This window comes from Paraliobacillus salinarum, assembly GCF_014083865.1.
Taxonomy (GTDB): domain Bacteria; phylum Bacillota; class Bacilli; order Bacillales; family Amphibacillaceae; genus Paraliobacillus; species Paraliobacillus salinarum.
In genome coordinates this window covers 512,269-536,426 of sequence record NZ_JACEFA010000001.1, presented here as the reverse complement: position 1 = coordinate 536,426, position 24,158 = coordinate 512,269, and the positions used below count along the sequence as shown (strand labels likewise).

The following is a 24,158-nucleotide window of genomic DNA, read 5'->3' as shown; positions in this document are numbered from 1 at the left end:
AACATGATAGTGGGAAAAAGCAAGCAAGAGGATCAACAAATGAAAAATAATGCTGAGATCGTATTCGAAACAAAGGATCTAAACTTATGGTATGGCAATACACATGCCTTAAAAAACATAAATCTTCCTATATATGAAAAAAAGGTAACGGCTATTATTGGCCCTTCAGGTTGTGGTAAGTCGACTTACTTGAAGACATTAAATCGTATGGTTGAACTAGTACAAGGTGTGAAAACCTCTGGAGAAATTACGTACAGAAATGAAAATATATTAAATCGTTCTTTTAAAGTAGAAGAGTTAAGAACGAATGTTGGGATGGTCTTTCAAAAGCCAAATCCTTTTCCGAAATCAATCTATGAAAATATTGCTTATGGTCCTAAAATTCATGGGATCAAAAATAAGAAAATTTTAGATCAAATTGTTGAAAAAAGCTTACGTGGTGCCTACATCTGGGATGAGGTAAAGGATCGATTGAAAGAAAATGCATATGGGTTATCAGGAGGGCAGCAACAAAGGTTATGCATTGCCAGATGCCTTGCGATTGAGCCAGATGTAATTCTTATGGATGAGCCTACCTCAGCTCTTGATCCAAAGTCAACATTAAAGGTGGAAGAACTAATTCAAGAGCTGAAAAAAGACTACTCTATTGTAATTGTAACGCACAACATGCAGCAAGCAGCGCGTATTTCAGACCATACCGCATTTATGTTAAATGGAGAACTTGTTGAATTCTCTGATACAGATACACTATTTTCTACACCTATGGATAGAAGAACAGAAGATTACATTACTGGTCGTTTTAGTTAGACTGAACAGTGTTTTTTAAAAGCACTCTAATACTAGGAGGAATGTAAACAATGGTCGCTAGAGAACAATTTGAAATGGAGTTAAAAGCTGTCAAAGATAAAGTGATTGAATTAGCTGAAAAAGCAAAATTGCAACTAAATGATTCAGTTAATGCGTTGTATCAAGCAAATGCTACCGCTGCTGAACAAGTGATTGAGAAAGACAAAGAATTAGATAATATAGATTTAGATATTAATGAGACATCAATCTTACTTATTGCACGTCAACAACCTGTTGCATCAGACTTACGTAAATTGATTGTTGCAATAAGGACGGCGTCTGATTTAGAACGAATGGCTGACAATGCAAAAAATATTGCTCGTTCCACCATTCATTTAGGGGAAAATCATGATTTAGAAATTCATCCCGCACTAGATGATATGCGTGCGGTAGCAAATCGAATGATAGATTTAGCGATCTTAGCTTACCGTGAAGAGGACATTACATTAGCAAAGAAGTTATCTGAGTTAGATGATTTGATAGATGAAATGTATGCGAAAGTGTTAAAAGAATTGTTGGAAGAGACGGCGACAGATCCGCAGAAAATACAATTAATCATGCAAATAGCATTTAGTGGACGTTATATAGAGCGATTTGGTGACCATCTAACGAATATTGCGGAAAACATTATGTATTTAGTAAAAGGACAAACCCTAGATTTAAATGAATAAAAAAAAACAGAAAGACAGGATATGAACCTATCTTTCTGTTTTAGTTTTTATTTGCAATTGTACGCGCTATTTGTTCTAAGGTCATTCGGTCAGTTAATTCAAATTTACCAATTTGAATTGCTGTTCCATAACCATTATCCTGCAAATAAGAAACGAATGACGTACTATCTTTAATGATTTTCGCCTCAGCAAGTGCATCAGATACTTCTGAAATCGTCATACCGGATTCAATAGTAAGGGTATAAATGCGAATTTCTTTTGATTCCTTATTTCCAGTCGTCTTGTCATTTTCTTGTGGTTGTTTGTTTGTATCTGCATTCTTCTCGTTAGTTTTTTCTTTGCTTTCCTCTGTGGATACAGTGTAACCTTCTGATTCTAGCGTTTGTTTCATTTCTTCTATAGATATAGTTTCTGGTTTGTTTTCTTCTTTAGCATCTGTTTCTAAAAAGTAAATAATACCGATAATTACACTAGCAAGAAGTAGACCAGATGCGAAGGCACGTATGATTTGTTTCATTGTCTACCGCCTTTATCATTAGAATATTGTTTAACAAGCGAATAAACATCATACTCACTTAAGTTTGTCGTTTTAGCAATACTCGGAATGGATTCACCTGATTCATACATTTGTGTTACCCTTCTCATTGTGGGAGTTAACTTTGGCTTTTGTAAATCTAAATCCTCTAGTTCGTCAGTTAAAAGCTCTTCTTCTAAGATCTTAATTTTCTTCTTTATTTGATACGTATCTTGTAATGTGGAGATTGACATCTGTTCTATCTGATTTTCTAATTGTTTAAATTGATCATTAGCAAAAAAAGACAATATAAATAAAACAATGGCAATGCTACCAATACTAATAATTGCTATAAACACAAATTTTCCCCTCCTGATTCTTTACAACCATAGTTATAACACATTTTCGGTAGTCTGAACAATAATTGAAAAAAATATTATATTACATTATATATTTACTTGAATTATATCAATAGATTTGATAATATGAATAAGTCTGAAGATGATATTTTGAAATTGAAGATAGTTGAACAGTTTGGAGGGATAATGATGCGCGTAAATATTACACTTGCTTGCACTGAAACTGGTGAACGCAATTATATTACTACAAAAAATAAACGTACTAACCCAGAACGCTTGGAATTAAAAAAATATTGTCCACGTTTGAAAAAGCACACGCTTCACCGTGAAACAAAATAGTACATGACGAAACTCTTACCAATTTAGGTGAGGGTTTTTTTGCATTTTTTTTATGGAAATTTGGTGAAAGGGTGATTGTATGGATAATCAAAAAGCTTTCCTGCGTAGTCAAATAAAGCGTAAACTTGTTGAATTGACTGAAGAAAAAAGAAAATCTATTCAAGTTGATCTACAGCAAAAGTTAATGCAATCATTACATTGGAAGGAAGCAAAAGTAATAGGTCTTACCATATCTGTCGGTTATGAATGGGATACGAAACAGCTAATTCAAGAGGCTTGGCATCAAGGTAAAAAAGTAGTTGTGCCGAAATGTAATCCAAATGAAAAAAGTCTTACCTTTTATCAACTCGAAGCTTTTGATCAACTCGAAACAGTTTATTATCAACTACAAGAGCCAAACCCAACAATAACAAGAGAAGTTTTATCAAATCAAATAGACTTGTTAATTGTGCCTGGTCTCTTATTTGACGATGCCCATTATCGTATCGGACATGGTGGAGGATACTATGATCGCTTTTTAGAAAGTTTTTCTGGAAAAACAGTCTCGGTAGCATGGGCAGAGCAAGTTATTCGATCTATACCAACTGAACCGTTTGATATTCCGGTAAATGAATTAATTGTTAGCTCATAATTTGACTAAATCGTGGAAACATATGTGTAAATAACATATATGGAAGGAAGCGATTATTGTGCGTAATGTTTGGTTAATCGTCGGTGTTATCTTTGGCGGCGCCGTTATTTTTAATAAGAGGTATAAGATTATGAATGGTTTATTAGCAATCTCACTAATAAGGAAAATGTTAGTCACTGTTGGCATGCGAGTCCCTTTAGTTCGTAACCAAATTGTTAACGATATATTTCAACCAACTAAATAGAAAAAATAAAAGGAGATGTGTTTAAGCATTTCCTTCTTTTAATGTGTTTTTTGGTGGTACAATAAAAATACAGAGAGAGGAGGGGTTAGTTGCAACAAGATCAGTTGTTTTATTATTATAACCTAGTACATCACCTTATAACTCGTGGGAAATTTGATATTGTTTTTATTCAAAAGAACCATACTGAAATATGGTTACAACGACAAGATAAACAGACCAATCATGTTCTTCGTATCACTCAAACCGGATTTGATTGGAGAAATCAATTAGAAGCGGACAATAAAAGAGCCGTTTATGAAAGTGAGCGGCTGTCTCAACTTTTTCTAGGACGAAAAATTAATCTGTTTAACATTCATGTCTCTGAATATGAACCTGTAGATGAATGGAATCACCTTACACAATCAGTAAAATTAAAACATAATAAATTTGAACAAATGGAATTGTTTTATTTAGATGAAGAGAACAGATATGTACAGCAAAATAACCTGTTTGAACGATTAGATGTAGAACAAATGTATTTACCCCAACCAGAAGATGTCTTAGAGAAAGAACAACTAACACAACATTTACGCGCGAAAATTATTACGACTTATAATAAGCAACAACGAGATGCTCAAAAAGTATTTGAGCAGGCAAAGCCATATTTTACTTATATTATTCTAGCTCTTAATGTACTTCTATTTTTATGGTTAGAGTTGCAAGGAGGAAGTACGGATACAGAAGTTTTAATTGAATATGGTGCTAAATATAATCCAGCTATAATCGATGGGCAATGGTGGCGTATTATCTCTTCTATGTTTCTTCACATTGGTATATTGCATGTGCTAATGAATATGCTGGCGTTACACATCGTTGGTAATGTTGTTGAGCGCATATTTGGAAATATTCGTTTCTTAATTATTTATTTCATTAGTGGAATCGTTGGTGGAGTAACAAGCTTTGCATTAAGTCCACAAGTAGCCGCAGGTGCATCTGGAGCAATATTTGGTTTGTTTGGTGCTTTATTGTTTTTCGGTTTAAAACATAAAAGGATTTTCTTTCAAACGATGGGACGTAATGTCATTGCTATTATCGGTTTTAATATTGTTTTCGGTTTAGCTGTACCTCAAATTGATAATGGTGCACATATTGGTGGTTTAATTGGTGGATTCTTAGCTGCTGCGATCGTTTATTTTCCTAAAAAGAAGCAATTGAGCGTACAGCTTGGTGCTAGTATTGCCGTTATTGCTTTAACTAGCTTCATCACGCTATATGGCTTATTTAATGAGTCCGTGCAGCAAGAAGCAAATCAATTTGAAATATCACGTCAGCTACAACAAATTAGTGAATTGGCTGATCAAGAGGAATTTCAATTAACGATTGATAAAGTTAATACAACGTTGCAGCAAGAAGCAAATTATTACCGTCCGGAATTATTGTTCTATCGGTCTTATGCTTATCTACACATAGGAGAGACAACTAAAGCATTAAGCGATTTAGAGGAGCTAGTGGAAATTGAACCTAATCAAATCCCGGAAGCACATTACAATCTAGCTTTGATTTATATTGATAGAAATGAGACGGATAAAGCAAAACAAGCTTTAGAAAAAGCACTTGAATTAAGTCCGGACAACGAAGCTTTTACTAGCTTGTATCAAGAGACATTCGATTCACCATAGTTTTGTATTAATTGTTTTTTATTACCTTCTTGATCCTGATAAAGTACACGTAATTGTTTTCCTTGTTTATCAAATAAAATCAAAGGGACAAAACTATTGACGGTAGATTTATTCTGATCAAAAGGTAAAATATAGCTACTGTACAAACCTTCCCATAATTGTGCAATTACCTTTTGTGTTTCTTCGTTTGTTAAGTTAGGAATTGGCTTTGTTTCATATTGACTTATGGCAGTGAGTGGAACGTAATAGTAGGATTCAATTGGAATTTGAAAATGTTGAATCAGCTCCCGCCAATGCATCTTCAATTGCTGTGTTGTTGCATGATCCAAAGCCTCTTTCCAATCCTGTTGTTTTTTATTTTTCGGTACACGAAATGACTCTAAAGGCGTATATGCTGAATCGATCACATATAACTCGTCAGAAGACATTGTCTGGACACTTTTGATCACATCTTCAGGATAATGTACTTCTGCATGGTGGTAGGAAATGGCTTGATAATGACTACTTCCTTCTCCATTTAGAGTAGTCTGCAATTTTATTTCTGGTAATTCCTCTTGCCATTTGCCTTTCATACCTTTTATCACCCCATCAACATATAGTAGTGACACATCCTGCCTCAAGAAAACAGGTCGATCTACTTCTGATGTCACATCCCATTTTATTTGATATGCATTTTTATTCGACTCAGTTAAAAAATGTAATTTCGTATTGGCTTGATTAAATGTAACATTTGAATCAAACGGAAAATATTTTAAAGTTGTGTCAGTTTGATCATATGTAATAAACCAGTAAGCAAATCCTACAATAAAGCAACTTGCAATAGTTATTATAAAATAGCGCATTTTATCACCCTCAGCTCGTTAAGTAATACATATATATGTCCATGCTCTGTGAGTTATGAAGTATGGTTTTCAATAATGTGTACATGCTAGAAATAGTTTGAAAAAACAAAGTAGCTTTTTTAATACAATAAGAGAAGGCTACCGTTAATTGTTTCTTTTCGAGAAGAGGTGCTGTTAGTGGTAAGAACTAATCTATATCGATCATTTAATAAAAACGTCGAGTTTCTAAAAGAATATCTAGGTGTAGACCAAAGCTTTGATATGATTCAATTAGATTTACATTATGCAGGTAGAGACATGTCCATGTTTTTAATTGATGGATTTGCCAAAGATGACATCTTACACTACCTTATGCGCTTTTTAGCAGAGCTGAAAGAAGAGCAACTTGAACCAGATACATTGTTAAAATTATTACGAACATATATCCCTTATGTTGAATTAGAAACAGTAGATGATTTGACTGAAGCAGGCGACAAGGTATTAGCTGGTCCAACTGCTTTAGTTGTAGATGGTTTAGATAAGGTTATTTTAATTGATGCACGTACATATCCGGTTCGAGGGCCAGAAGAACCTGATTTAGAGAGAGTTGTAAGAGGTTCAAGAGATGGTTATGTAGAAACGATCATTTTCAATACGGCTTTAACTCGAAGACGAATTCGAGATCGATCATTGCGTATGGAGTATACTAGCATTGGCAGAAGATCTAAATCTGATGTTTGTATCTGTTATATTGAAGATATTGCAGATTCTGGAAAGGTTGAACTGTTAAAAAATCATTTAAAGCAAATTGATACAGATGGATTACCAATGGCAGAAAAGACGATTGAAGAATATTTAAGCGGGAGGCATTGGAATCCCTATCCAACGATTCGCTACACAGAAAGACCTGATACGGCAGCTGCTCACTTGTACGAAGGGCATATCATTCTAATCATTGATGGATCGCCTAGTGTAATGATTCTCCCGGCAACATTTTGGCACCATTTGCAACACGCAGAAGAATATCGCCAAAAACCATTGGTAGGTGCATATTTGCGATTAGTTAGATTTTTGGCGGTAATCGCTTCGATTTTTATTCTCCCATTTTATTTTTTGATTTCACAACAACCAGAATTATTGCCTGAAACACTTGCATTCCTTGGGCCCGAGGAATTGGGAGTTATTCCATTGTTAATGCAATTTCTGATTGCGGAGATTGGAATCGACATGTTACGTATGGCTGCTATTCATACACCTACCGCCTTGGCTACTGCCTTAGGTTTAGTTGCAGCGATTATGATAGGTCAAGTTGCTGTTGAGGTAGGTTTGTTCTCTAACGAAGTAGTGCTCTATTTATCAGTAGCTGCAATGGGTACATTTGCTACGCCAAGCTATGAGTTAAGCCTAGCTAATCGAATCGTACGAATTCTTTTGCTTTGCACAACGGCTCTGTTTGGTGTGAAGGGTTATGCAATAGGTGTCACTGTTTGGTTAATATACCTTATTCGAATGAATACGTTTAAAACAGGTTACTTTTGGCCATTCATTCCTTTTTCAGGAAAAGCTTTATTTGACGTGATTATTCGAACACCAGTACCGTTAAAGAGTAAAAGACCTGCTTTTTTAGATCCTAAAGATCCTGATCGTTAACTCGATTCAGGATTTTTTATATATTATAAAAAAGTATGGTACAACAGAAAAAATGTTATTATTTTCATATAAATCTGATATAATAAAGAAGGTGATAAAATGAAAACAATATACGATGTGCAACAATTACTAAAGAAGTTTGGAACAATTATTTACATAGGAGATCGTTTAGCTGATCTTCAACTAATGGAAGCAGAAATTAAAGAGTTATATCAATCACAATGTTTGTCTGTAGAAACCTATCAAATGGCTATCTTATTACTAAGGCAAGAAATGTCTAGAGTCAAAGAAAAGGAAGGGGAATAAAATGAAGAAGAATTTGGTTGGAGTAGACATTGGTGGAACAACAATAAAAATTGGTTTGTTTAAAAATGAAGGCGAAATTATTGATAAATGGGAAATACCAACAGATAAAACGAATGAAGGCGAACGTATTCCTCATGATATCTGGGAATCAATTGAACATAAAATGAGCAAACATTATATAGACAAATCTACTGTTGGGGGTATAGGTGTCGGTGCTCCGGGATTTATTGACGCTAAAAAAGGCATCATTTTAATTGGTGTGAACATTGGATGGAATGATTTTGAGTTAGGTAAAAAACTAAACGCCTTATCCAATCTCCCCGTTTACATGGATAATGATGCAAATGTAGCAGCAATAGGTGAGAATTGGAAAGGTTCTGGCGACTTAGTAGATAACTTAATCGTTGTCACTTTGGGCACTGGTGTTGGTGGTGGTATTATTGCTAATGGTCAAATCGTAAGCGGTGCAAATGGAACAGCCGGGGAGATCGGACATATTACAGTAGAGAAAGAGGGAGGAGCTCCGTGTAATTGTGGTCGCTCTGGATGCTTGGAAACGGTGACCTCTGCTACCGGTATTGCACGCCAAGCACTAGAAGCTGTGAATGAAGGTAAAAACACTAAATTAGCAGAACGCTATAAAAATAAGAATAAGTTAACAGCAAAAGATGTCTTCGATTTAGCAAAAGAAGGAGACGCTGTAGCTCAAGACATAGTGAATCATGTAACAGACGTGTTAGGCTATAGTTTAGCCAGTGTAGCAACAGTGATCAATCCATCTAAAATCATAATGGGTGGCGGAGTTTCAAAAGCTGGTGAGGACTTATTACGTCCGTTACGTGCTGCATTTGAGCAATATGCATTACCTAGAATTATAGAAGGATGTCAATTTGAAATAGCTACTTTAGGAAACGATGCTGGTATTTATGGTGGCGCATATTTGGCAAAACAGAATATAGAATAAAATAATGGTTTAAAAGTATGATAGAATGGTTAATAAATAATTAAAAATACCCTTTTTAGAAAAAAGGGTTTATTTTTTTGGTAACTTTGAATAAAATAGAGTATTATTAAAAAGAAGTAAAAAAGGGTGAAACTTTTTTACAAGTAAATCCGTCTAATAGAATAGATCGATAGATTGAACCCATCAATAAAAATAAAAAAGATAATATAATAAACTTAGGAGGAAGTAGCTTTTATGTTTCATAAAATAAATAAAATACCTTTATACGTAATAGCCAGTTTACTATTTGGTATTAAAACATATATCGTATATAGGTTCTTATTCAATATTGAATTAGATAATGTGATGCAGGAGATTATTTTATTCATCAACCCATTTGTCTCTGCATTCTTGGTATTTGCAATTAGTGTATGGTTAAAGCAAGAGAGACAAATGAAATTTATCCGATATGCGTCATTATTGGGGTCTCTAATTTTATACTTTAATCTAGTATTTTATCGTAATTTTAGTGATTTCCTTACGATACCAGTTTTATTTCAAGGTAGTAATGCTGCGGATTTAGGATCTAGTATTCTAGCATTGATTCATGTTTGGGATCTTTTATTGTTCTTAGATGTGATGATTATCTGGTATTTAAGTAAAAAATACACAAGTACGTTTACTGTTTCTTATAAAAAACGAAAAAAAGCTTTGGCTTTTAGCTTATCTATTGCATTTTTATTAGGAAACTATATTTTAGCTGAAATCGAGCGTCCTCAATTATTACAGCGTACATTTGATCGCGAATATTTAGTTAAAAATATAGGGATTTTCAATTATCATATTTATGATGTGGTCCAGCAATCTAAATCAAAAGCACAGCGAGTTTTTGCAGACGGAAATGAATTAACAGAGATTAAACAATACATGCAAGAAAACACAACCGATCAGTCCGAAACAGATTTAGCTGGAATTGCCAAGGACAAGAATTTAATTTTCATTTCTTTGGAGTCTTTACAAAGCTTTGTTATTAATAACACACTACATGGAGAAGAGGTCACTCCATTCCTAAATGACATCATTGATGAAAGTTATTATTTCAATAACTTTTACCATCAAACGGAACAAGGTAAAACGTCAGATTCTGAATTCTTAGTAGAAACAGGTTTGTACCCTTTGCCTAGTGGAGCAGTGTTCTTTACTCATGGTCAAAATGAATACAATTCAACATCTGAATTGTTAAAGAATAACGGATATAGTTCATCGGTATTCCATGCAAATAATAAGAGTTTCTGGAATAGAGATGTCATGTATGATAATTTAGGTATTGATCAATTCTATGATGTTGATGCATATGAAGTAACAGATGAAAACTCAATTGGATGGGGATTAAAAGACAAACCATTTTTTGAGCAGTCCATTAAATATTTACAATCTTTACCTGAGCCTTATTATAGCCGGTTCATCACTTTAACGAACCATTATCCATTTGACCTTGCTGAAGAAGATGCAACGATTGATAAATTTGATTCAAATTCAAAAACGTTAAATCAATATTTTCAAACCGCAAGATATATGGATGAATCAATCAAAGACTTCTTTGACCAATTAAAAGAATCAGGTGAATATGAAGATTTCATTATTGTTATGATGGGTGACCACTATGGCATTAGTGACTTCCATGATAAAGCTATGGCGCAATATCTGGAGAAAGATAAGATTACACCATACGATCACATTCAATTACAGCGTGTACCTTTTATTGTGCATATTCCAGGTGAAGAAGGTAAAACGATTTCTAAAATTGGTGGTCAAATTGATGTGAAGCCAACATTAATGCATGTGCTTGGAGTAGATGATAGTAATGATTTAAGCTTTGGTACAAATTTATTCGGTGAAAATCGCAAGGAATTTGTAGCATTAAGAGATGGTAGCTTCATTAGTAATGACTATATCTATACAAAAGATCAATGTTTCAATCGAGAAACAGGAGAGTTGATTGTTTCGGATGATGAATCGTCAACAGAAGATGAAGGGAAATCAGTAGAAAGCACATGTGCACCAATACAAGAACAGGTACAAGAAGAACTTACGTATTCTGATCAGATAATTTATGGGGATCTATTTAGATTCCATGACTTTCAAAATGGAAATCTTGAAAATAAACAAAAATAATAAAAAGGTGAGGGCTGATATACTTCAAAGCCCTCACCTTTTTCGTTGTTGTGTGAATAAATGTTTGTTACGATAATGATACATCTAAAAAAAAGATTGAATAATTTTTGAGATGGAAAAGAAACCAAATATTATAGTTGAAGAACCTGTAATGAATAAAGTTGATAAATTTTTAGATTTTATTTCTTTACAGAAAGTAGCACTTGATAAACATGTAATAAGTATTAAGATAACTGCTAATGCCATTTCTACCCCTCTAATCCTCTAGTTAATAAATAGTTCATTAAATGATATAATACATTGCAAATGATCCTATCACATTTTAAGATATAAGTGAATCTTTGTCGAGGGGTTTTTAAAACATAATTTAAAAAGGGTGAACAAGTTTTGAATATTAAAGGTTTGTCTCTAGGGCAATTAGGTACAAATGGATATATCGTTCATGATAATGGTAGGGGATTAATGATTGATCCAGGTGGTGATGTGGAAATAATTAATCATTGGTTAAAGAAAAATGATGTTAAACTTTCAGCAATTTTACTTACACATGCACATTTTGATCATATTGGGGCTGTTGATGAGCTGAGAGATATTTATGATATTCCAGTGTATGTACATGAATTGGAGAAGGATTGGTTAAGCTCACCTGATTTGAACGGATCTGGCCTATTTCCTGTCGACAATGTTAGCTGTCGACCAGCAGATTATTACTTTGATGAAGGACCAATGGAAATTGGGTCATTTCGTTTTAATGTTTTATATACACCAGGACATTCTCCAGGCGGGGTTAGCTTTGTATTTGAAGATAAAAGCAGTGTCATTGCTGGCGACTGTTTGTTTCAAAATGGAATAGGAAGAACAGATCTTCCAGGTGGAGATCATGCTACATTAATTGATAGCATTAAATATAAATTATTTTCTTTAGCTGATGATTATACCGTGTTCCCAGGTCATGGTCCGGCAACGACTCTTGCACAAGAGAAGAAAACAAATCCATTCCTATAACGATGAAGAGATGCAAATCAAATTGCATCTCTTCTTTGTAACTGGGCTAGCTGGATTCGAACCAACGAATGACGGAATCAAAATCCGCTGCCTTACCACTTGGCTATAGCCCACTGAATTAATTATAGTTTAAGTAAAACATTACATAATATGCATTATTAAATTACATTTTTTAAGGTGAATCATCTAAATTTGGTATTTCAAGGGGCAATGGGATAGTAACTAACCATACTTTTTCTGCATGTTTAGCTGTTATTGTTTTTATAGATAAATGTAGGTTTTTTTCGTCATGTGATCGATAGAAGATTGTTGCGTTTCCATTTGGAAATTGATAGTTTCTCGATGAGAATGGCAACTCTAAATTATCGTTAATCCATTCCTTCTCAAGAGCAGTTGATGACAATTGTCTCAATGTTTCTAATTCAACTTGCTCCAATTGATAGACAGTCATTTTTTGATTACCTTCTAAAAGTGAAATTGTTGTTATTGTCGCGAGAAGTAAAAGTGTTGCAATAAAAACGGTGTAGGGGAAGAGAAACCCTTTTTCATTATTAAGTATATTAATCGATTGAAATTGTCTTCGCATAGCAGTCCCCAGATAGTGCAGTAATAGTAACATGAATACCATTCTTTACGGTTTTTATGTTGAAATCTCTAATATCTCTAACTAATATTTCATGTCCCGTATGATTTACTTGCCGACGGATTACACTTCCATATAATGATATAGTAACCTTTTCGTTAGTCCTCTTTCTTAAATGAATGGTGTTATTTGTATGATGGTCGAAAGTTTGCGTCTGAATCTCATCATTTAATACATGGAAAAATTGTCGGATAGATAATTCGTTTGTATAATTTCGCGTATCTAATAACTGGTAAATCGAGGGGATAAAAACTAAAATAGAACTTATAATCACTAAAGAAAAAAATGTATTTACTAAAGAAAAACCGCTTTGATTTTTATGGATAATAAAATAAACAGATTTCCTCATTTTTATTTTTGGCATCGATCCAATTTGCACACCCTTTCCACAAAGGTTCTTCAAAAGATAAGGTAATCCTTACTTCTGTTTGTTTTACTTTAATTGTTTTATATATATTCGCAGTCGAATCATTACTCGCATTGATAATTAATTGATCATGGAGGTGAGATTGAATTTCTCTTTTATCATATAAATTTTTCTGCTCTATCCCGATTTGATAGAATATAGGAATTACACTAGTGGATAAAATAATAATTAAACTAAAAGCTATAATCACTTCCGTTAAAACAAATCCTTTTTGTTGGTCATTATAACTCATTGATATAACTTCTTCCTTTACCAAGTGGAAAAATAATTTCCCACTTGGAATATTTAGACATAACTTGGAACTTACCTGGGTTTTTGATTGTTCCACTTTTAGAAAAAGAGAGTGGATTATTAAATGAATATAGCCGAATCTTTAAATTTTTTGGAATAGAACGTTTAATAATTGGCTTCTCAGTAGTACTATTTCGAACTTCATAACTGTTATCGTTAGGTCTAATCAATAAATATGAGTTATTTGTTGATGACATGGTGTTTTGTTGTAATCGTAATAAATCGCTTTCAAATAAAGCATACCATTGTTTAAATTGATAGGTATCATACGTGCGATATTGAATAGAACCGCCAATAAAAAGAAGGGTTGTTAGTAAACTTAGTACAATAAGAACTTCTATTAATGAAAACCCATTTCTTTTATTCATCCTTCATTGTCTACAATAATTATTTCATTATTACCAGCTTGATCAAAGGTGAGCTTCTTTTTTCCATTTGAGCAAGTATCTGATTGGATGTATTCTTTTTCGACTAAGGTACTAACTGAAGCAGGATATGTTCCGTAATCCATGACATATGATTGTAATTGATTTTCTGTTAATTGTTTTAATGCATTACAACCTTGGGATTGTACATCTTCGTTTTTACTTGCTAGGTTAGGAATTAATAAAATTAATAATGTTGTAATAATCGTTAGAACAATTAACATTTCGATTAACGTAAATCCTTTTTGATTTTTCATTACATCATCTCCTAAATAGTTTGAATTAGTTGGAACATAGGGTATAACAATGAGAAATATATAAAGATGATACTAATCCCCATAATTATAAAAAATGATGGTTGAATCAATGAAATGGTTCTTTTTATCATATTTTCTAAACGCTCTAACAAAAAATCTGCATACCCATGCAAATCAACAGCAATATCTGATGTGTTGCTATTTTTTTGAAAAACCACATCGATATCTCTGTGTAGCAAATGTAAAGAAGGTAATATGGTTGTCATCTGTTGTCCAGCTGCAAAATGGTCCAGGATTTGATGGGAATAATAACTTAGTACTTGATGATGTGTTTGTTTTGTTAAAACATTAAGACTATCTTTTAGTGATAACCCAGCGTGTAATAATGAACTTAAATGTAGGGAGAATAGAAATGTGTTGTAAAGCTGAAGTAGTCTTTTAATCAAAGGTATGCGCCTATAAATTGCTATTTTTGTTTGGATATTGTATTTACTTTTTATCAAGGCCCATATGAGTAGACTAGCTATAAAAAGTAAAATAAAAATGATAAAAATGTTTAAAAACACATTAATTACTTGTAATGATCCCAGAGTAAATGTAGAAGCGTATGAGGTAGTTTGAAAAAGTTGAATGAAAGCAGGATAAACAGAGGTTTTTATGAAATAAAGCAAACAAATAAACATGATAAATAAAACAATTGGATAGCGAATGGCTTGTTTGAATTTTACAAACAATACACTATTCTTTTCTAATAATTCAACGCTTTGTTTAAGCGCTTTTTTCATATCTCCATGTGCATTTGCAAAATATAGAAAGGAAATAATTTTTGTATCAAATTTCGCTTCTTCCAATGCGGTATCCATTGATTTTCCGTTTTTTAAAGCATCAACCATTTGTGAAATTGGCTGTCGCCAATGATGATTCCATTGCATCGCGTATAGCGCATCTATGAGTGGATAATCTTGCTCTAATAAACGGGTTAGCCTAATGAGAAAACGATTTTGTTCAGACGATGACAATTTTTTTGGCTTAAATTTTGTCTGTAAATCCATAAGCATAAGCTTTCCTCCTCAATTGGTTAAAAGTGTGAAAGGAACGCTTCGTAATTATCTGTTCATTAATAGCTTCTTGAAGTGTATTTCCTTCTAACAGCTCCAATATTGCACCACGTGAAGGGGTTCTATTTTTAATTAAAATTGGTAGTAACTCTAAGGAGGCTACAGCGATTAAGTTTTGGGCTAGGTCTGTTTGATTAATTCCCATTTCCCTCAGACGATAGATAGTTCCAAAAGCATTTTTTGCATGTAAGGTAGATAATACTAAATGACCGGTGTATGCAGCATGAAAAACAAATTGAGCCGTTTTCTCATCCCTTATTTCTCCAACCATAATAATGTCAGGGTCATGTCTCAGTGCTGCTTTAAGGCCAACCTGATAGGTTACACCACTTTTTTCATTCACTTGTACTTGTAGTAGGTCTTTTATTTCTTTTTCGATTGGATCTTCCAATGTAATTGTTTGAAAGGATTGCTCTTTAAGAAGGGTTTGCAGCAAAGCATATAATGTGGTAGTTTTTCCGCTGCCTGTCGGTCCAGTAAATAGGATTACTCCTGAACGATGTCCGATCCATTTTTTTATCTTATCTAATTGATATTGAAACAAAAACAGCTGATTAAGCGAGGTGTTATCATTTTGTGGTAATAGCCGAATGGCTAGACTTTCAGATTGATGGACTGGTAATGAGGAAATACGAAGAGCAATTGATTTATTTTTGTAGGTTATTAGAATCGCGCCGTTTTGTGGTTTTCTTTTCTCACCGATATCCATTCCTGCTGAGAATTTAAAATAACTAATTAGCTTGTCATATTGTCCAATACTAATTTCTTTATAAAATACCCTTTCTCCATGTACTCGAAAATAGATCTTAACAATTGATAAGAATGGGCAAAAATGTATGTCAGAAGCACAGTTGTCTAATGCTTCATACAAGATTTTTTTTGAAAAAACAGATACATTATTCACATCTTTTTCCCTCCTTGTAAACTATACTATACAAATCAAAATTCTAAAAAGCAACATAGAATAATGGAGTATTATTAAGGTGAATGCAACATTTAGCCTCGTTTATTATATTGATTTTATAAATTTAACTAGTTCATATTTTAATTTCACAGTATAAAATGCCACAGAAAAAAATATTTTGAATTTTAGAAAGAATGAATGATCCATGCTATAATAAACAAAATTCTCACTATTAATATGCAAGTAGTGAATGAGAGTATGCAAAGGATTGAATAAGAATGGGGGAAGTGCATTGAAAAGTATTTATTTAATTGGTTTTATGGGAAGTGGAAAAACAACAGTTGCAAAACTTCTTTCTAAAAAACTTGGATTAACATTACAAGATACTGACGAAATGGTGGAAGCTTATTATCAAATGCCGATTAAGAAGATATTTGCTGATTATGGTGAAGAAGTATTTCGAAACTATGAACAAAATATGTTAACCAAGACAAATCAAAAGAACACAATAATCGCTACTGGTGGTGGCATAATCGAATTGCCAGCTAATATAGAGTGGTTATCTGATAAAAAAGTAATCTATTTAAAGACTAGTTGGACTGAGATTGTTAATAGATTAACATTTGATCAAAATCGACCAATTTGGAATGATCAATCAAGAGACAAAGAAAGTTTATTGGCACGTAGAGAAAGCAAGTATGTCGAGGCAAGTAAATATGTCGTACACACAGATCAAAAGGATACATATGAGATTGTAGAAGAAATTATTAAACTTATAAAAAGAGTAGAGTAGGGCATTCTAAGCATAAAGGAGATGATCTTTATGTCTGGGAATGATATTGTAAAATACCTTACAACAGAAATTGTCAAATATGCTGAAATGCCAAAAGAAGAAAGGGAACAATACAAGCTTGAAAAAAAAGCTAAGAAGAAAGAATCACAATTTTTCTTATCAAGTAATTGGTTTGGATTAGTCCCTTTTTCTTTACATGTGTGGCTTAAAAGAAATAACCATCGCCGTTAGAAGGCGGGTGATAATATTAAGAATGCAGTAATTTGAAACTAGTCTGTTGGGTAATGAAAAATAAACCACCATTCACAACAGAAATATCAATCTTAGGTTGATACATCGATTCAATCGCTTCTAATTCCTCCTCATAGTGATTATGATAACCTTCATCATCCGATTGATAAAATTGCTTTAATAAGTTCTTTTCTTTCTCCATTTGCTTCCATGATGCAGCTGCCCACTCATGTTGTTCTTGCTGCAACATGTTTTCTATTAATTGCATAATCCTTTGATAGCTATGTTTTAATTGAATTAAAGGAGTAACCGTATAGCAAAAATCAGCGGTTTTCACATCCCACTCTATATGTTTTATGGCGTGAATAAATTGATTAATAATAGCGCCATTAACCATATTAATACCAATTGACTTTAACACTTCTCTTTTGTCTTTCCCTATATAACTGATTTTTAAATTTAGTACCAGCCAAGGAATAAGTGGCGTATGTTCTGTAGTTGCTACAGTTTGATATAATTTAACGTATTTTCCCTTTGATGAAAGGATTCGAAATATTTGTTGTAAACGTGGACTACCAAAATGAACAAATTCATAGTTGTTTTTATCTTCCTCTTGCTTTTGATTGGGATCAACGGTGAGGTAAAGGCTAGAAGGTTCGCCCTCTAAGCCCATTTTTTTAACGTACTGCCAGTAAAACGGTCGATTCATTAACTGTTCATCTAGCTCTGCTGAGAGTTGAATTTTTAAATCTTGATCTGTTTGGTGTACAATCTCACATTGATTTTCTGTGAAAAAAGTATATAAAAAATCATGAAGATTCTTGATTCCCATATTCATTCTCCTGTTCTAATTGGGGTAAATGGTTTGTTATAATCGCAGACAAATTATCTAATTTAATTCTTGCTTCTCCTTCAGATTGTGATTGAAGAAAAATTTGTTCTAACTCTTTATCCATGTTAGTTAGTTCAAGGTCTGCTAATATTGCATCTAAATTTCCTATGATCCGTTCAAATAGACCGATTTTATTGTATAGTAACTGTAAAACGTGTGATTCAATTGTATTTCTAATTGCAAAATTATATATGTGAACATCTTTTTTTTGACCATAACGATGAATACGACCGATACGTTGTTCTAAACGCATCGGATTCCACGGTAGGTCATAATTAATCATGTAATTACAAAACTGTAGGTTTATTCCTTCGCCACCAGCTTCTGTAGCAATTAAAACTTGTGCTTTCTGTTCAAAGAGTTGTTTCATCCAATCTTTCTTACCGCGTTTGAAGCCACCACGAAAAGGAACAGAAGTAATTCCATGTTGTTGTAAGACCCATTGCAAATATATTTGTGTTGCTCGATATTCTGTGAAGATAATACATTTATCATTAATGGATTTTACTAATTCAACGACTTTATTCGCTTTAGCATGTTGAGGTAGTGTTTCAATCTTTTCTAATAATGAAGCATAACCTTGGTAATGCTCACTATCTTGCTTCGTATTTTTTTTAATTGATAAATAACAAGCTTCACGTGATGAGCATAACTCACGTAAATAAGTAATTTTTGTAAAAGAAGCTTTTTCTGATGTCAGTTCTTTTAAAGTTTCGTACGTTTCCATTTCTTCTTTTGAAAAATCTATCCAAACTGTCTCCACATGACGCTTTGTCCATTCTAATCCTGTATCTGTTCTTCGATTTCGAACCATCACTTGTTTGATAAGCTGTTTTAAATGTAAATCACTTTCAAGTGCTTTATTATTTTTCCCGAATTTTTCTGAGAAAGTTTTAAAATCACCTAAGTAACCTGGCTTTAAAATAGATACTAAATTAAAAATATCACTTAATTTGTTTTGAATAGGCGTAGCAGTTAACAGCAAACAGTATTTCTTTTTGATCGCCCGAATAAATTGATGACTCTTTGTTTGGTGATTCTTTAATTTATGTGCCTCATCTACTAAAACGAAATCATATTGTTGTTCAAGTATAATGCTACGGTGCGGTTCTCGCTTTGCTAAATCAATGGAGGTAATCATAATATTATCTTGGTCCCAAACGGGTCGTTTTCTTGAAGTTACGACAGGAATATAAAACTTTTGTGTGAGCTCTGTTGCCCATTGATTGACTAAAGAAGCGGGGACTAAAATTAACGCCTTTTTTACTAAACCACGAATCATATATTCTTTCAATAATAATCCCGCCTCAATTGTTTTCCCTAAACCAACTTCATCCGCTAAAATTGCACGTCCATTCATTTGTTCAACAACTTGTTTCACACAATCTAATTGATGTGATAAAAATGTCATGTGAGGTAATAAATCAGGTGTTACTAGTTTCTTCGCATCTTTTATTTGATTTGTTTCTGCTGCTTGATAAGATAATAAAAAAAGCTCCCAACTTGAAAGAGATTGTTCTTTCGCTATATTATCTTGTAATGCATTTAGAAAAGACTGATCTTGCATCAATTGAATATTCATTCTTTCAGCTCCTGAACATTATCTTCTGATTTTTTAAAGAGTTTAGTTTTATTACAAATATGTATGTTATAATATAGAAAATTTCAAATTACTTATCTAGCTGATTATTAGCTAGTATTCCCAATTAAAACAAAATTACAAGCGGATGATGATAAAAGGAGAGAGCACTTTAGTGCCGCCGAAGGAGCAAGCAATATGATGCGAATCTCTCAGGCAAAAAGACTTTTATTTAACGCAACTCTGGAGAATGTTTATAGTAGCTATAAACTACCCAAGAAGCATGCCTACTTTTTATTTGGGCGAAACTTTCTGGTAAAAGGACAGAGAAATCATTTAATTTAGATGATTTCTCTGTCCTTTTTTTAGTAGGGTCTTATCTTTCTGCTCAGCTTATGCATGGTTCTGAACAGAAAGGGAATAGACTTTAATATAAAAGAAAACTACAAAAGAATCATTAGGGGAGGGGCGTGATGGTATGAAAGATTTAAAGCAAACACCACTGTATCCGTTGTATCAAAAATATCAAGCAAAAGTGATCGATTTTGGTGGCTGGGCACTACCTGTTCAATTCGACGGAATAAAAAAGGAGCATAGCATTACCCGTAATGCTGTTGGGTTGTTCGATGTGTCTCACATGGGGGAAATTGTTGTTTCGGGTAAGGGAAGCTTGTCGTTTCTGCAGCAAATGTGTACTAATGATTTGTCGCTAATCAAGCCAAACAAAGCACAGTATACGTTCATGTGTTATCCAAATGGCGGAACAATAGATGATTTAATTATTTATCAATTAGAAGAGCAAAAATATCTATTAGTTGTGAATGCAGCTAATCACGAAAAAGATTTAAACTGGTTGTTGGAGCATAAGCAGGAAGATGTTGAGATTACAGATATGTCCAAACATTATGTGCAATTGGCTATTCAAGGACCTAAGGCACAGCAAGTATTACAGAAAATAACGGAAGAAGATCTGTCTGAAATTGGTTTCTTTTCATTTAAGCAAGACGTTGTATTTGAGGGTGTAAAAGATCAAGCGCTGGTTGCTAGAACTGGTTACACTGGTGAAGATGGTTTTGAAATTTATATACAGTCAACAAGTGGGACAGTTCTGTGGGAAAAGCTTTTAGAAAGTGGAGAACCAGATGGAATTTCCCCAATAGGTTTAGGGGCAAGGGACACATTACGTTTTGAAGCATGCTTACCGTTATATGGTAATGAATTGTCTGAAGCAATTACGCCGATTGAAGCAGGATTAGGTTTTGCTGTGAAGACGAATAAACCAAATGATTTTATCGGGAAGGACGTGTTACACAAGCAAAAAGAACAAGGGGTAACTCGTACATTAGTTGGCATCGAAATGATTGATAGAGGTATTCCACGACATGAGTATCCTGTTTATGATGGTGATACGTGTATTGGTTTTGTTACAAGTGGAACGAGTGCACCAACACTTGATAAGAATCTCGGTTTAGCATTGTTAGACAAAGACTTTTCAGAAGAGGGAACAATCGTAACCGTCAAAATAAGAAATAAGTATTTGCAAGCGAAAGTAATAAAAACACCTTTTTATAAAAAAGGTTAGGAGAAGGGGAGATGGGGATGAACTTTCGTTATTTACCAATGACAAAACAAGATGAGCAAGACATGTTACAAACTATAGGAATATCGAGCACGGAGGATTTATTTTCTGATATTCCAAAAGAGATTAGATTAACAAGGGAATTAAATCTTACTCCACCATATAGTGAGACGAAACTATTGAATGAATTAACACAATTAGCGAATAAAAATGTAACAACGAAATCACATGCCTCTTTTTTAGGTGCGGGTGTATATGATCATTATATTCCATCTGTTGTAGATCATATTATTTCAAGGTCAGAATTTTATACAGCCTACACGCCTTACCAACCAGAAATTTCTCAAGGAGAACTACAAGCAATTTTTGAATTCCAGACAATGATCTGTCAATTAACAGCGATGGATATAGCAAATTCATCGATGTATGATGGAGCGACAGCATTAGCTGAAGCAATGACAATTAGTTCAGCACAAACAAAGCGGAAAAAAGTACTTGTTTCTAAAGCGATTCATCCAGAATCACTTGAAGTAATGTATACGTATGCCAATGGTCACGATTTAGAGATAATCGAAATACCAGAGAAGAATGGCATGACTGACTCTGTTGAGTTGGCTAGCTTACTAGATGAAACAGTATCAAGTGTCATCGTGCAATATCCTAACTTCTTTGGTCAAATCGAACCATTAGCTGAAATAAATGAAATGATAAAAGACACAAAAACAATGTTTGTTGTTTCAAGTAACCCACTGTCATTAGGAATGCTTACCCCACCAGGAGATCTTGGTGCGGACTTCGTTGTAGGAGATACCCAAGTGTTTGGTATTCCAGCTCAGTATGGCGGGCCTCATTGTGGCTACTTTGCAACGAAGAAAAAATGGATGAGAAAAGTACCAGGAAGATTAGTTGGGCAAACTGTAGATGAGGATGGTCAACGCGGATTTGTTCTAACACTTCAAGCAAGGGAACAACACATTAGACGTGAAAAAGCAACATCCAACATTTGTTCCAATCAAGCTTTAAATGCTTTAGCATCTTCTGTAGCTATGAGTGCATTAGGTAAAAAGGGTCTAAAAGAAATGGCATATCAAAATATGCAAAAGACTCAATTTGCTAAACGAGCTTTTCAAAACAGTGGTGTCCCAATACTCTTTGATGGACCAATGTTCAATGAATTTGTTATCCAGCTAAAAGATTCGGTTTCAAATGTAAATCATAGATTGCTAGAAAAAGGTATGTTAGGTGGATTTGATCTAGGAAAGATAGATGCAAAATATGAAAAATGTATGTTAGTTGCAGTTACCGAAATGAGAACAAAAGAAGAAATCGAAAACTTTGTTAAGGAAGTAGGTGAAGCAAATGACAACCAATAATCATCCTCTATTATTTGAATTAAGCAAACAAGGTAGAGTGAGTTACTCTTTACCTGAATTGGATGTGGAAGAGACAGATTTAGATTCAATTGTAGATTCAACTTATTTAAGAAAAGAATCTCCTGAGTTGCCGGAAATTAGTGAATTGCAGTTGATACGACATTACACCAATTTATCAAAACGTAATTATGGTGTTGATTCTGGTTTTTATCCGTTAGGCTCTTGTACAATGAAATATAATCCAAAGCTCAACGAAGATGTTGCTAGGTTAGAAGGTTTAAGCTACATCCATCCTTACCAATCAACAGAAACTGTTCAAGGCGCATTGGCAATTATGTATGATTTGCAAACGTCATTTGAAGAAATTACTGGAATGCATCGTTTTACCCTTCAAACTGCAGCTGGTGCACATGGAGAATGGGCTGGCTTGATGATGATTAGAGCTTTTCATGAGAAAAATGGTGATCATCAACGAACAAAAGTTGTTATTCCTGATTCAGCACATGGAACAAACCCGGCATCAGCAGCGGTAGCAGGATTTGATCCAGTAACAGTACAAACAAATGAGCAAGGCTTAGTAGATTTAGATGATTTGCGACGCGTTGTAGGAAATGATACAGCGGCACTGATGCTTACTAATCCTAATACGTTAGGTCTGTTTGAGAAAGAAATTACCGAGATTGCAAAAATTGTACATGGATCAGGTGGAAAGCTTTATTACGATGGTGCAAATCTTAATGCAATCATGGGCTATACTAGACCTGGTGATATGGGATTTGATGTTGTTCATTTGAATTTGCATAAAACATTTACTGGTCCTCACGGTGGAGGCGGCCCAGGCTCTGGTCCAGTTGGGGTATCAAAAGAAATGGAAGAGTTTTTGCCTAGTCCAATCGTTAATAAGCGGGAAGATATGTATGTCTTAGAGCATGATCGTCCTAATTCAATTGGTAGAGTGAAACCTTATTTTGGGAACTTTGGCATCAATGTTCGTGCGTATACGTACATTCGCACGATGGGAGCAGAAGGATTGAAAAAAGCAAGTACGTATGCCGTTTTGAATGCAAATTATATTATGAGAAGGTTAGAATCTACTTTTGATCTTCCGTTTACACAGCATTGTAAACATGAATTTGTTTTATCAGGAAAAAAACAAAAGAAATTAGGAGTTCGCACATTAGATATTGCTAAACGTTTATTGGATTATGGGTATCACCCTCCAACGATCTATTTTCCGTTAAATGTGGCTGAAGCAATGATGATTGAACCGACAGAAACCGAGTCCAAAGAAACGTTAGATGCTTTTGTAGATGCATTATTATCGATTGATCAAGAAGCAAAGGAACAACCGGAGTTAGTACAAGAAGCACCACATACAACAGTAGTGAAACGAATGGACGAAACATTGGCAGCAAGAAAGCCAATAGTAAAATATGAATTCGAGTCTTAGAAAATAAATAAAACAGGTGTTTCTAATAATGAAA

General features: G+C 33.8%; 29 protein-coding genes, 1 tRNA gene and 2 riboswitches. Of the genes, 16 read left to right on the top strand and 14 right to left on the bottom strand.

The genetic code is table 11. From position 1 onward, the window contains the following. The first annotated feature begins 3 nt into the window (after window positions 1-3). Together pstB and phoU are read left to right on the top strand one after the other, a co-directional pair. A complete protein-coding gene (gene pstB / locus HP569_RS02790; RefSeq protein WP_182199636.1) occupies window positions 4-807 on the top strand; it encodes a phosphate ABC transporter ATP-binding protein PstB in 804 nt (267 codons plus the stop codon). 50 nt (window positions 808-857) lie between these two features. Further along, a complete protein-coding gene (phoU, locus tag HP569_RS02785; RefSeq protein ID WP_182199583.1) occupies window positions 858-1,517 on the top strand; it encodes a phosphate signaling complex protein PhoU in 660 nt (219 codons plus the stop codon). Window positions 1,518-1,557: 40 nt separating this feature from the next. On the opposite strand, the gene HP569_RS02780 is transcribed toward phoU, so the two are convergent. Both HP569_RS02780 and HP569_RS02775 read right to left on the bottom strand, forming a co-directional pair. Continuing rightward, window positions 1,558-2,034 carry an endolytic transglycosylase MltG gene (locus HP569_RS02780; protein WP_182199582.1) on the bottom strand — a complete coding sequence of 159 codons (477 nt, stop codon included), beginning with the start codon at window positions 2,032-2,034 and terminating at the stop codon, window positions 1,558-1,560. After that, window positions 2,031-2,390 carry a hypothetical protein gene (locus tag HP569_RS02775; protein WP_182199580.1) on the bottom strand — a complete coding sequence of 120 codons (360 nt, stop codon included), beginning with the start codon at window positions 2,388-2,390 and terminating at the stop codon, window positions 2,031-2,033. Before HP569_RS02775 ends, HP569_RS02780 begins: the two co-directional genes overlap by 4 nt. Window positions 2,391-2,579: 189 nt before the next feature. On the opposite strand from HP569_RS02775, the gene rpmG reads away from it, so the two are divergent. From rpmG to HP569_RS02755, 4 genes are all read left to right on the top strand, one after another. Then, complete coding sequence (gene rpmG / locus HP569_RS02770; protein ID WP_182199635.1) at window positions 2,580-2,729, top strand: 50S ribosomal protein L33; 150 nt, start codon at window positions 2,580-2,582, stop codon at window positions 2,727-2,729. Window positions 2,730-2,808: 79 nt separating this feature from the next. Continuing rightward, the gene (locus HP569_RS02765; protein WP_182199578.1) at window positions 2,809-3,360 is read left to right on the top strand and encodes a 5-formyltetrahydrofolate cyclo-ligase; all 552 of its coding nucleotides are present in this window, start codon (window positions 2,809-2,811) and stop codon (window positions 3,358-3,360) included. A gap of 58 nt (window positions 3,361-3,418) precedes the next feature. Further along, a complete protein-coding gene (locus tag HP569_RS02760; RefSeq protein WP_182199577.1) occupies window positions 3,419-3,604 on the top strand; it encodes a hypothetical protein in 186 nt (61 codons plus the stop codon). An 89-nt stretch (window positions 3,605-3,693) separates the two neighbouring features. Beyond that, complete coding sequence (locus tag HP569_RS02755) at window positions 3,694-5,262, top strand: rhomboid family intramembrane serine protease (RefSeq protein WP_182199575.1); 1,569 nt, start codon at window positions 3,694-3,696, stop codon at window positions 5,260-5,262. On the opposite strand, the gene HP569_RS02750 is transcribed toward HP569_RS02755, so the two are convergent. After that, window positions 5,238-6,104: a hypothetical protein gene (locus HP569_RS02750; RefSeq protein ID WP_182199573.1), complete on the bottom strand. Its 867-nt coding sequence runs from the start codon at window positions 6,102-6,104 to the stop codon at window positions 5,238-5,240. The genes HP569_RS02755 and HP569_RS02750 overlap by 25 nt on opposite strands. A 177-nt stretch (window positions 6,105-6,281) precedes the next feature. On the opposite strand from HP569_RS02750, the gene HP569_RS02745 reads away from it, so the two are divergent. The 4 genes from HP569_RS02745 (at window position 6,282) to HP569_RS02730 (ending at window position 11,157) form a co-directional block, all read left to right on the top strand. Continuing rightward, on the top strand, window positions 6,282-7,733 hold the full coding sequence (locus tag HP569_RS02745; protein WP_246366875.1) for a spore germination protein: 1,452 nt from the start codon (window positions 6,282-6,284) through the stop codon (window positions 7,731-7,733). Between the two features lie 99 nt (window positions 7,734-7,832). Then, window positions 7,833-8,039 carry a YqgQ family protein gene (locus HP569_RS02740; RefSeq protein WP_182199571.1) on the top strand — a complete coding sequence of 69 codons (207 nt, stop codon included), beginning with the start codon at window positions 7,833-7,835 and terminating at the stop codon, window positions 8,037-8,039. A 1-nt stretch (window position 8,040) separates the two neighbouring features. Continuing rightward, window positions 8,041-9,003: an ROK family glucokinase gene (locus HP569_RS02735; protein WP_182199569.1), complete on the top strand. Its 963-nt coding sequence runs from the start codon at window positions 8,041-8,043 to the stop codon at window positions 9,001-9,003. 234 nt (window positions 9,004-9,237) lie between these two features. Next, window positions 9,238-11,157 carry an LTA synthase family protein gene (locus tag HP569_RS02730; RefSeq protein ID WP_182199568.1) on the top strand — a complete coding sequence of 640 codons (1,920 nt, stop codon included), beginning with the start codon at window positions 9,238-9,240 and terminating at the stop codon, window positions 11,155-11,157. An 84-nt stretch (window positions 11,158-11,241) separates the two neighbouring features. Here the strand turns inward: HP569_RS02730 and HP569_RS14590 are convergent, their stop codons facing one another. Further along, window positions 11,242-11,403, bottom strand: a complete 162-nt coding sequence (locus HP569_RS14590) for a DUF2759 family protein (RefSeq protein ID WP_182199567.1) — start codon at window positions 11,401-11,403, stop codon at window positions 11,242-11,244. 141 nt (window positions 11,404-11,544) lie between these two features. On the opposite strand from HP569_RS14590, the gene HP569_RS02720 reads away from it, so the two are divergent. Next, window positions 11,545-12,162: an MBL fold metallo-hydrolase gene (locus HP569_RS02720; protein WP_182199565.1), complete on the top strand. Its 618-nt coding sequence runs from the start codon at window positions 11,545-11,547 to the stop codon at window positions 12,160-12,162. A gap of 41 nt (window positions 12,163-12,203) precedes the next feature. Here HP569_RS02720 and HP569_RS02715 read toward each other — a convergent pair. The 8 genes from HP569_RS02715 to comGA all read right to left on the bottom strand — a co-directional run bounded on the left by HP569_RS02715 (window position 12,204) and on the right by comGA (window position 16,227). Then, window positions 12,204-12,275, bottom strand: a tRNA-Gln gene (locus HP569_RS02715). 59 nt (window positions 12,276-12,334) lie between these two features. Further along, window positions 12,335-12,781: a hypothetical protein gene (locus HP569_RS02710; protein WP_182199638.1), complete on the bottom strand. Its 447-nt coding sequence runs from the start codon at window positions 12,779-12,781 to the stop codon at window positions 12,335-12,337. Continuing rightward, a complete protein-coding gene (locus HP569_RS14585; protein WP_425501806.1) occupies window positions 12,723-13,154 on the bottom strand; it encodes a competence type IV pilus minor pilin ComGF in 432 nt (143 codons plus the stop codon). Before HP569_RS14585 ends, HP569_RS02710 begins: the two co-directional genes overlap by 59 nt. Further along, on the bottom strand, window positions 13,123-13,464 hold the full coding sequence (locus tag HP569_RS02700; protein ID WP_182199562.1) for a type II secretion system protein: 342 nt from the start codon (window positions 13,462-13,464) through the stop codon (window positions 13,123-13,125). The genes HP569_RS14585 and HP569_RS02700 overlap by 32 nt, the downstream gene beginning before the upstream one ends. After that, on the bottom strand, window positions 13,454-13,891 hold the full coding sequence (gene comGD, locus HP569_RS02695) for a competence type IV pilus minor pilin ComGD (RefSeq protein ID WP_182199560.1): 438 nt from the start codon (window positions 13,889-13,891) through the stop codon (window positions 13,454-13,456). The genes HP569_RS02700 and comGD overlap by 11 nt, the downstream gene beginning before the upstream one ends. Next, on the bottom strand, window positions 13,888-14,205 hold the full coding sequence (comGC, locus tag HP569_RS02690) for a competence type IV pilus major pilin ComGC (protein ID WP_182199559.1): 318 nt from the start codon (window positions 14,203-14,205) through the stop codon (window positions 13,888-13,890). The genes comGD and comGC overlap by 4 nt, the downstream gene beginning before the upstream one ends. 11 nt (window positions 14,206-14,216) lie before the next feature. After that, entirely contained in the window at window positions 14,217-15,263 is a 1,047-nt protein-coding gene (gene comGB / locus HP569_RS02685; RefSeq protein ID WP_182199557.1) for a competence type IV pilus assembly protein ComGB, read from the bottom strand. Then, the gene (comGA, locus tag HP569_RS02680; RefSeq protein ID WP_182199555.1) at window positions 15,235-16,227 is read right to left on the bottom strand and encodes a competence type IV pilus ATPase ComGA; all 993 of its coding nucleotides are present in this window, start codon (window positions 16,225-16,227) and stop codon (window positions 15,235-15,237) included. Before comGA ends, comGB begins: the two co-directional genes overlap by 29 nt. Window positions 16,228-16,519: 292 nt before the next feature. Here comGA and HP569_RS02675 point away from each other — a divergent pair, with 292 nt between their 5' ends. Together HP569_RS02675 and HP569_RS02670 are read left to right on the top strand one after the other, a co-directional pair. Continuing rightward, window positions 16,520-17,020 (top strand): shikimate kinase, encoded by a 501-nt coding sequence (locus HP569_RS02675; protein WP_182199554.1) that lies wholly within the window; start codon window positions 16,520-16,522, stop codon window positions 17,018-17,020. Between the two features lie 30 nt (window positions 17,021-17,050). Beyond that, complete coding sequence (locus HP569_RS02670) at window positions 17,051-17,251, top strand: YqzE family protein (RefSeq protein WP_182199552.1); 201 nt, start codon at window positions 17,051-17,053, stop codon at window positions 17,249-17,251. A gap of 16 nt (window positions 17,252-17,267) precedes the next feature. On the opposite strand, the gene HP569_RS02665 is transcribed toward HP569_RS02670, so the two are convergent. Together HP569_RS02665 and HP569_RS02660 are read right to left on the bottom strand one after the other, a co-directional pair. Beyond that, the gene (locus HP569_RS02665; protein WP_182199551.1) at window positions 17,268-18,083 is read right to left on the bottom strand and encodes a YqhG family protein; all 816 of its coding nucleotides are present in this window, start codon (window positions 18,081-18,083) and stop codon (window positions 17,268-17,270) included. Further along, window positions 18,061-19,725 carry a DEAD/DEAH box helicase gene (locus HP569_RS02660; RefSeq protein WP_182199549.1) on the bottom strand — a complete coding sequence of 555 codons (1,665 nt, stop codon included), beginning with the start codon at window positions 19,723-19,725 and terminating at the stop codon, window positions 18,061-18,063. Before HP569_RS02660 ends, HP569_RS02665 begins: the two co-directional genes overlap by 23 nt. Before the next feature lie 145 nt (window positions 19,726-19,870). Continuing rightward, window positions 19,871-19,960: riboswitch (glycine riboswitch) on the top strand. Window positions 19,961-19,963: 3 nt separating this feature from the next. Beyond that, window positions 19,964-20,051: riboswitch (glycine riboswitch) on the top strand. A 149-nt stretch (window positions 20,052-20,200) separates the two neighbouring features. Between HP569_RS02660 and gcvT the strand changes: the two genes are divergently transcribed. The 3 genes from gcvT to gcvPB are packed head-to-tail and all read left to right on the top strand — an operon-like array spanning window position 20,201 to window position 24,124. Further along, complete coding sequence (gcvT, locus tag HP569_RS02655; RefSeq protein WP_182199548.1) at window positions 20,201-21,304, top strand: glycine cleavage system aminomethyltransferase GcvT; 1,104 nt, start codon at window positions 20,201-20,203, stop codon at window positions 21,302-21,304. 17 nt (window positions 21,305-21,321) lie between these two features. Next, the gene (gene gcvPA / locus HP569_RS02650) at window positions 21,322-22,674 is read left to right on the top strand and encodes an aminomethyl-transferring glycine dehydrogenase subunit GcvPA (RefSeq protein WP_182199633.1); all 1,353 of its coding nucleotides are present in this window, start codon (window positions 21,322-21,324) and stop codon (window positions 22,672-22,674) included. Continuing rightward, window positions 22,661-24,124, top strand: coding sequence for an aminomethyl-transferring glycine dehydrogenase subunit GcvPB (gcvPB, locus tag HP569_RS02645; protein WP_182199546.1), 1,464 nt, complete (start codon window positions 22,661-22,663; stop codon window positions 24,122-24,124). Before gcvPA ends, gcvPB begins: the two co-directional genes overlap by 14 nt. Window positions 24,125-24,158 lie beyond the last annotated feature (34 nt).